This is a genomic window from Arthrobacter sp. CAN_A214 (assembly GCF_015751955.1).
Lineage (GTDB): Bacteria > Actinomycetota > Actinomycetes > Actinomycetales > Micrococcaceae > Arthrobacter_D.
Genome location: NZ_JADOUU010000053.1, coordinates 1 through 7,787, shown reverse-complemented (window position 1 = coordinate 7,787; position 7,787 = coordinate 1). Strand labels below are relative to the sequence as shown.

Sequence of the window (7,787 nt, the reverse complement as noted above, 5' to 3'; positions counted from 1 at the left end):
GCACCCGCGCTCGATAGCGCTGCGGCCCGCCTGGACGTACCGTGGATCACCCCGAACCGCCTGACCGGGCTCAACCTGGTCCTCGGGCTTGCCAGCGCCGGCCTCGCAGCCGGCCAGATGTGGTTTCCCGCCCTGGCCGCCTGGCTGCTCTGCCGACTCGCGGACGGGCTCGACGGACCGTTGGCACGCCGCAGGGCACAATTAGAGACTGCGAGAGCGGATGCGGGGCAGGGTGGGTTCTGGGATATCTCCGCGGACTTCGTGGTCTACGGTGCCACCGTCGTCGGGGTAGCCATCGGAGCCACCACGGCGTTCGGCGCCCCGTGGCTTCCCTTCCTGCTGGTGTTGTTCGCCTACTACATCAACGGCAGCGTGTTCCTGGCCTTCTCCTCGATCGCGGAGAAAAGCGGCCGGCAAATCGATGACGGCCGCTCGCTGTCCTTCTTGGGCGGCCTGGCGGAGGGTGCGGAGACGGTACTTGTCCACAGTCTCTGGCTGTTGTTCCCGGCTGCGGCGTGGCAGATCGCTTCGACGTGGGCGTTCTTGGTCCTGGTCAGTGCCACACAGCGGATCGTGGCCGGTTACCGGCTGCTGCGATGAAACCTCACCCCACCCCTCATCATCGGCATGGGATTAGGACCGCCGGTTGCGCCAACGGGTAAATCTGACCAGGCCGGTCATTGCGGTGCGGACCAGAGTCGAGTCGAGCGCCGTACGGGCATCGGCGATGGCCGCATTCCACAGGGCGTCACTATACGTGGGATAGGGATGGGTGACGCCGGCGAGGTCCCGGGTGGTGAGCTTCTGATGCACAGCAAGTGTCAGTTCCGCCAGGGATTCCCCGGCCCGCGGTCCCACGATCGTTCCCCCGAGGATCCGTCCGCCCTTGCCGATCACCAACCGCGTGAAGCCCGAAGTCTGCTCCTCGGTGATGGCCCGATCCATCTGCGCGTGCTGAATGGTCGAGGTGATCTGATCCTTGCCGTCAGCGGTGGTGAGGCCGACGACGGCAACCTCGGGGGAGGTGAACGTCACCCGGGGAACTATGGTGCTGACCGACCGGTGTACGCCCAGGACGGCGTTGGAGGCTGCGGTGCTCGCATACACCCCTGCCAGGTGGGTGAAGTCGGGGTGCGGTGTCACATCTCCCGCCGCCCAGAACCTCGGATTGGACGTGCGCATCCCGGCATCCACCACCACATGGCCGGCATCGTTGCGCTCCACACCCACGTGCTCCAGCCCCAGGCCTTCGGTGCGGGCCTTCCGTCCGGTAGCTACCAGGATGACGTCGGCATCGAATGCGCGTCCATCGCTGGTGTGGACGATGCTTCGAGAACGTTCGCAGTTGCTGTCGCCGTCCATCTGGGAGGTGGTGACGCTTTCGGCCTCCGCTCCTTCAACGATCTCCACGCCGTGTTTTTGCAGACTGGCCCGCACGAGCGCCGCGGCATCACGGTCCTCTTTCGGCAGGATTTCCGAGCGCACCAGCATCACCACGGCCGAGCCGAGCCGCGCGAAAGCCTGCCCCAGCTCACAGGCGATCGGGCCTCCCCCGATGATCATCAGGCGCTGCGGAAGTTCCTCCAAATCCCATACGGTTTCCGATGTCACCATCGGAGCCTCGTCCAATCCGGGAATAGGAGGCACCAGGGGTGCGCTGCCGGTCGCGATCAGCGCCTGCCGGAAACGGATGACCTTCCCGTCGACGTCGGCTAACCCGGGAGCCGTGAACCGCACCGTACCGGTCACCACTGACGCACCGACGGCTTCCAGCGACGCCGGAGAATCATCGGGTTCGATGGCAGCGATGGCCTCCGCGATGCGCGCCCGCACCTCTGCAAAAGCCGTTCCACTGGCGCCGAGGGCGCGCTCAGCCACCGAGCGCCCGGCCGCGGAGAGCAGGGTCTTGGACGGAATACATCCGGTCCACAAGCAGTCCCCGCCCGTGCGGGAGTATTCGACCAGGACCGTATCCGCGCCGAGCCGGGCTGCGGTCTTCGCTCCCACGATCCCGGCCGTACCGCCGCCGACCACCAGCAAATCAATGATCCCGTCCTTGCTTCCCATTGAATCTCCATCTCGTGGTCGGTTTCTGCGGATTTCTCTTCACCATAAGCTGTAGGCACCGCAGCCGGCCCGGCCGGGCCCACCCCCGATAGGGAAGGAATCCTGATCGCTGAAAAATACCGCAGCTTCGCACCCCTGTACGACCTGCTCTCCGCCGAATGGCCCGTCTATCGGGCCGGCAGGAAGATCGGCATCGAATCCCTGGACCTTCATCCCGGCGACCAGGTCCTGGACATCGGCTGCGGCACCGGACTGAACTTCGGGCTCCTCCAGCAACGGATCGGACCCGGAGGGACAATCGTGGGCATCGACCGCAGCCCCGACATGCTCGCCCAGGCCCGCCGGAAAGCGACCCGCAACGACTGGACCAACGTCATCCTCATCGAGGCGGATGCCACCACGCTCACGCCCACCGCGATCCGTGCCGACATCGCAGCCCAGGGAGGGCGCGAGTACTCTGAGGCTGCGTTGGCGACCTACGCCCTGTCCCTCATGACGGACTGGGAAACCGCCTGGACCAACATGATCCTCATGAGCTCTCCGGGCGCTTCCATGGGCGTAGTGGACATGCAGGAACCCACCGGTCTGCACTCCCTGATGGCGCCTCTGGCCAGGGCTGCATGCCACCTCGGCGGAGCAGATATCACCGCACACCCCTGGACCGGGGTCGAACACAACTGCGCCGATGTCATGCCAGCCTCCGCGCGCGGCGGACACCTCCAAATTCGCACCGGCCGCCTCCGGTAGCACTCCCCGATCCGGCATCCCATGTCGGTCCGGAGTGTCCCGCTGGTGCAACTAGTGTTATGAGTCTTGCCACTGTGCATTTTGACTAAGTTGCAGGTTGGTCACGGAGCTTGATGCTGGAGGTTGCAGCCGGTTAGGTTCAGTACCAGAGAGGGCAGAAACGCCGCGGTGCTGCCGATGGGGCACTCTCACCCGTATTGCCGGTGCTCGTTATGCGGGGGGAGAGCACCGTCAGCGCACCCCGCTGGTATTTCTGACAGCACACCATTTCCCCGTTAAGGTCACACTGCATGTCCCCACCCAACCATCCGCCCGCACATCGATCGTCATCAGAGCTATCTGATCTGCTGTGCAGCGTCGCCAAGCACGATGAGGAAGCCTTTGCTGAGGTTTATCGGCAATGCTCGCGTCGGGTGTATGGACTGGTGCGCAAAGTCGTCGTGGACGCTGAACTGAGCGCCGACACCACGCAGGAAGTATTCCTGACCCTCTGGCAGGGAGGAACGGCCCGCTACGATCCGCACAAAGGCACAGCTCTGTCCTGGATCCTGACCATCGCCCACCGCAAGGCAGTCGACAAGGTCCGCTCAGAACAAGCCCACCGTCTACGGGATCTACGGTGGGACATGAAGAACCAGGACACTGACTACGATCACGTATCCGAAACCGTCATCGCCCACGACGAGAGCGCAGCCGTCAATGCATGCCTGAAAAACTTGTCCGCGGTTCAACGGGAAGCGATCCATCTGGCGTTCTACACCGGGCTTACCTACAACGACGTCGCTGAGCACCTCGGCATCCCCGCGGCCACCGCAAAAACGCGGATCCGGGACGGCCTCAAACGACTCAGTATCTGCCTGAAAGCCAGCTGATCAACATCAAGAAATATTCCTGCGCCAGCGCGTGAAGACATTCTGGTTGGGTCCCCGTTAGCAGTCCAGTGGCTATGCGATAGCTAGTTGGTTTTCTGCGGTCCAGCGTTTCCAGTATCGGTGCGGTGTCATTCCGTTGAGGGATCCGTGGGGCCGTTCATGATTGTAGATGTCTTTCCATTCCTCGGCCAGGTACTTTGCTTCGGCCAGGGTGTCCATGATTTCGCCGGTGAGTTGCTCCCTTCTGAACTGGGCGTTGAAGGACTCTGCGAACCCGTTCTGCCACGGCGAGCCCGGGTCGATGAACGCGGTCTCCACCCCGGCCGTGCTGCACCACGTGGTCAGCGCCGCGGCGGTGAACTCCGGCCCGTTGTCCGACCGGACATAGGTGGGGGTGATGCCGGTTTCGGCGATGATGTCCTCCAACGCGGCGACCACATCCGCTGCGGTGAAGGACCGGCGCGGGATGATCGCCAGGGCGGTGCGGGTGTATTCATCGATCACGTTGAAGAACCGGATGTGCCGTCCGCAGGAGGTGACATCGGACTGGAAGTCGAAGCTGACCACATGCATCGGATACTCGGCCCGCAACCGTTTCTGCTCCCCGGCGCCGGGCCCGGACCTGCGCTTCTTCCTCGCCCCGGGCTTGCAGGTGAGTCCCTCGAGACGCCAGAGCCGGCGGATCCGCTTCCTGTTCAGCGCCACCCCGTCCCAGGCCGGCTGGGATAGCAGGTGCCAACGGGCTTTGCGCCACCCCCACACCGGATGCTTCACCGCCACCGCGCGCAGATCGGCGCGCAACTGGGCCTCCTCGAAACCGACCTCCGGGCGGCCCTTCCGCAGGGCGGACCGGTTCTGCCCCAGCACCTTGCACGCGAACCTCTCCGACGCCCCGAACTTCTCCTGCGCCATGCGTACCGCACGGCGCCGGGGTTCGGGGCTCAGAATTTTCCCTTCGCCACCTCGCTCAAAATGTCATTGGCGAGGACTTGATCAGCCAACAGCTTCTTGAGCCGGGCGTTTTCCTTCTCCAGCTCCCTGGTCCGCTTGGACGCCTCGGCTTTCTCGCCGCCGTACTGCTGAAGCCACAGGTACCACGTCGCCTCAGTGACTTGCAGTTCCTTGATGACCTCGACCATCGGGCGTCCGTCATTGAGCATCTTCTGGCCCTGCCGCACCTTCGCGATGACCTGATCGGGGGTATGTCTACGTGCCATGATTCGTGAATCTCCTCCAGCACCCATTATCGGATGCGAAAACTCACACAGACACCGGACTCCTACCCGGGGACCCAACCAATTCCACGTTCGACGTGGACGAGCCGAAGATTCCACATCGCACAATGAAGGGTTGCAGGACACTCATCGCAGCGCCCCGCAACCCCTCACTGACTTTCAGAAGTGCCCTCTGCTGGATGCGCTCTTCAGTCCCTATCATTGGACCCCCCTGTGTTCGGGTGACTTCAAACCAAAGCTGCGTGATATTTGCCGCTTGCACACTCACCGGACTTGCCGCTGATCGTCCAGACCACATGCGCTGATGAGCCGGGCCGCTACTAGCGAAGCTTCACGGTGGTCCGGTCGCGCGCCAGGTGCTCGGCCTGAACCAGCTCATGACAGGGCGCAGGCATGACTTGAACAGGGTGGCAACATTGCCTGGCCTCGCCGGGACCACCGATGCCGCAGTCCACGAGGTCTTCCTGCAGGTCGAGCCGCACGACCGCCACGGCATCGTGATCCTCCTTACGCAGGATTTCAAGCCCATTAGCCGGACCTCGATCGAACCGAGCAGGGTAGAAGCCTGATTCAGCTCACCTGTGATTGGGCTTCCACCGTTATCACCGGCCGCTGCAAGGTTAAGCTAAAAAATCTCAAGCTGTCGGACCAAGCTATGGCATGGCTGATGACGAATAAACGCTGAGGCAATCCGGATACAACGGCACGGTGTGCCGGTGAGCCGGCTACCTCGTTTCAACCGGATCCGTGACCCTGAGCACCTAGCGACCGTTATCACCGAACTTTCCCACATCAAAGAGACCTGCAATGCGCCCTTACGCAGCACATTCAATAACGCTAACTGTCCTGCTATCTACGGCCGGGCTGATCCTCGCGGGTCCGGCCCCGGCTTTCGCCGTGGACACTGCCCTCGGCAGTGGCAGTGCGGCGCAGACGATGATGCCACCTGATGAGTCAATCATCCCCGGACCAGGCCCCTCACCCACTGAGAACACCGATCCTCCAACACCGGCAACATTGGAGCCCTCTACTCCACCTGCCCTACCGCTGGGCGGGGAGCTGATCCCCACGCTTCCGGTACCGCCCAACGAACCGGTACCCCTTGCACCCCCCACCGCGGCGTCTACCGAACCAACACCCTCTGCACTTCCGACCGAAACCGACGCTGAATCTACTGAATCTGCGGAACTGGCACCGCCCGACACTGAAATCGCTGCGAAACCGACACCAGATGCTCCAAACACCGGCAACGCCGACCCCAACGACACCAACAGGTTCGCTCCTATTGAAGCCGCCCCAGCGCCCATCGTGAACCCCAAGCGCTCATCTCCACCATCGGCTCCCGCAAACGGAATGACACCTCCCCTTGCACCACGTGGCACCCTTACCCCGAAACTCGGTACGCCAAACATAAGCCAGATACGTGAACTGGGGTCTACCGGTAAAACCTCGTCCGCCATCACGCCGCAGTCATCCGCGGAGGGAAGCGAAACACCGCCACCAATTTACGTCGCAACACAACCGGCAGACAGTGCCCTTTCCTTACGTCATGTCGTCATCGGCGTATTGAGCATTGTGGCGCTCATGCTTGCGGGCGCCATCGGTGTCGTGGCCCGCCCATACCGCGCACACCACTAATTCCACTCAACTCACCTGGTAATCGTGAGGAAAACCCGAAACGCCGTCATGTCTGAGTATGTCGGTCTAGGTAGCAACACTGACACCATCGCCCTCGGTGGCGGCATCGTCCCGGCAACAGCAGCCGACAGAACCCTTATAGTTCGCCACAAAAGTCATTTGGTTTATGTCGCGGTCGTTCTTCTAATGCTCATCGGCCACCATGTCCTCACTGAGGCAGGCGTCCGCGCAGGCGGTGCAGGTCTGGGCGCATTCAACGCAGGCTTTGATACATTCGGTGAGCCTGGATGAATCCACCCCTCCAAGGTCCTTCGGATAGGTTTCGAGCATCGCTTCAACGTGTGTCATGGTGTTTCTCCTCATCGGGTTGCGACTCATCGCCAATCGCTGGCCTCTAACTGAATTACGGGCAGACCAGAGCCCGGTAACGCCGACCGTTGTCGGCATGAAAGGGCATGGTGAAACGCGCAGTACTTGGCGCTGTGAGGAGATTTATGTCCGACTGATCGAAAGAACGATGAGAGATGGTGCTAAATGGTCGAGCTTCTCCAAGGCCGGGTCGGCCAGTGGCAGAGGAAAGAAACCACTATCACGGGTCTGCCCCATCACCTCCGGAGGACCGTTTCCTCCTCCGGAGGTGATACCTTCTGCACACCGATGACTGCCTTTGGCGTGCTCACCTGCTGGTGACAGCACGCCTGGGCAGACACTGCCCCCTCGGGGCCCGAAGCCATGCTCATTGGACCGGCAGCGATGCTCTCTCCCAGCGATTCGGCATCTACCGCGCGGGTGGTTCGGACAACGGAACCGTGGTGATCCATCTGCAGGCAGAGCACCGCAACTGCCGATGTAGTGAAAGCGATGAACAGCGAAAGACTCAGGACGACCCATATCACCACCCTGGCGGTGATATGCACCCTGTGCCCCGCTGATCCTGTAATAGGAATTCCCTTCGGTCTGCCGGTCAGCTTCTCCATTCCACCCTAAGCGAATGCTCAGTACGCTGACTAGTCACCGGGTCACCGGCATCTGGATGCTCTGGATCTATCAACTGCAAGACCTTGAAGGGACCTTCCTCACCCCGGTCTGAACACACGGGGTCAATCGCGCGGACGTGGACACCGGACCACCCGAAGGCATCAAGGCTCTATTCAAGCCGCTGTTCCAACCGATTCCCTAGCATTGCTCACCGGCGTTATTTTTTCTGTGGTCTTTCCTAAGCGCCAGC

Annotated in this window: 7 protein-coding genes and 1 pseudogene; 4 read left to right on the top strand and 4 right to left on the bottom strand. The window is 62.1% G+C overall.

All coding sequences use genetic code 11. From position 1 onward, the window contains the following. Positions 1–600, top strand: a 600-nt coding sequence (locus IWX65_RS16900; RefSeq protein ID WP_196884725.1) for a CDP-alcohol phosphatidyltransferase family protein, incomplete at its 5' end; no start/stop codon positions are given. 33 nt (positions 601–633) lie between these two features. Here the strand turns inward: IWX65_RS16900 and IWX65_RS16895 are convergent. After that, positions 634–2,067, bottom strand: coding sequence for a dihydrolipoyl dehydrogenase family protein (locus IWX65_RS16895; protein ID WP_196884724.1), 1,434 nt, complete (start codon positions 2,065–2,067; stop codon positions 634–636). A gap of 99 nt (positions 2,068–2,166) precedes the next feature. Between IWX65_RS16895 and IWX65_RS16890 the strand changes: the two genes are divergently transcribed. Together IWX65_RS16890 and sigK are read left to right on the top strand one after the other, a co-directional pair. Beyond that, positions 2,167–2,814, top strand: coding sequence for a class I SAM-dependent methyltransferase (locus tag IWX65_RS16890; protein ID WP_196884726.1), 648 nt, complete (start codon positions 2,167–2,169; stop codon positions 2,812–2,814). A gap of 290 nt (positions 2,815–3,104) precedes the next feature. Further along, positions 3,105–3,686 carry an ECF RNA polymerase sigma factor SigK gene (gene sigK / locus IWX65_RS16885; protein WP_196884723.1) on the top strand — a complete coding sequence of 194 codons (582 nt, stop codon included), beginning with the start codon at positions 3,105–3,107 and terminating at the stop codon, positions 3,684–3,686. Positions 3,687–3,758: 72 nt separating this feature from the next. Here sigK and IWX65_RS16880 read toward each other — a convergent pair. Further along, positions 3,759–4,903 (bottom strand): IS3 family transposase gene (locus IWX65_RS16880; protein WP_196884722.1). Its coding sequence is split into 2 segments (ribosomal slippage): positions 3,759–4,633 and positions 4,633–4,903, totalling 1,146 coding nucleotides; the frame shifts between segments, so codons are not numbered across the junction. 425 nt (positions 4,904–5,328) lie between these two features. Here IWX65_RS16880 and IWX65_RS16875 point away from each other — a divergent pair. After that, complete coding sequence (locus tag IWX65_RS16875; protein WP_196884721.1) at positions 5,329–5,490, top strand: hypothetical protein; 162 nt, start codon at positions 5,329–5,331, stop codon at positions 5,488–5,490. Positions 5,491–6,751: 1,261 nt separating this feature from the next. On the opposite strand, the pseudogene IWX65_RS16870 reads toward IWX65_RS16875, so the two are convergent. Continuing rightward, positions 6,752–6,907 (bottom strand): annotated as a pseudogene (locus tag IWX65_RS16870) (four-helix bundle copper-binding protein); the annotation flags it as partial. Between the two features lie 257 nt (positions 6,908–7,164). Then, positions 7,165–7,536 carry a hypothetical protein gene (locus IWX65_RS16865; RefSeq protein ID WP_196884720.1) on the bottom strand — a complete coding sequence of 124 codons (372 nt, stop codon included), beginning with the start codon at positions 7,534–7,536 and terminating at the stop codon, positions 7,165–7,167. Positions 7,537–7,787 lie beyond the last annotated feature (251 nt).

Excerpts from the sequence above, each read along its gene's own strand:
- IWX65_RS16865 (WP_196884720.1), bottom strand. The coding sequence starts at position 7,536 with ATGGAGAAGCTGACCGGCAGACCGAAGGGAATTCCTATTACAGGATCA.
- IWX65_RS16895 (WP_196884724.1), bottom strand. The coding sequence starts at position 2,067 with ATGGGAAGCAAGGACGGGATCATTGATTTGCTGGTGGTCGGCGGCGGT.
- sigK (WP_196884723.1), top strand. The coding sequence starts at position 3,105 with ATGTCCCCACCCAACCATCCGCCCGCACATCGATCGTCATCAGAGCTA.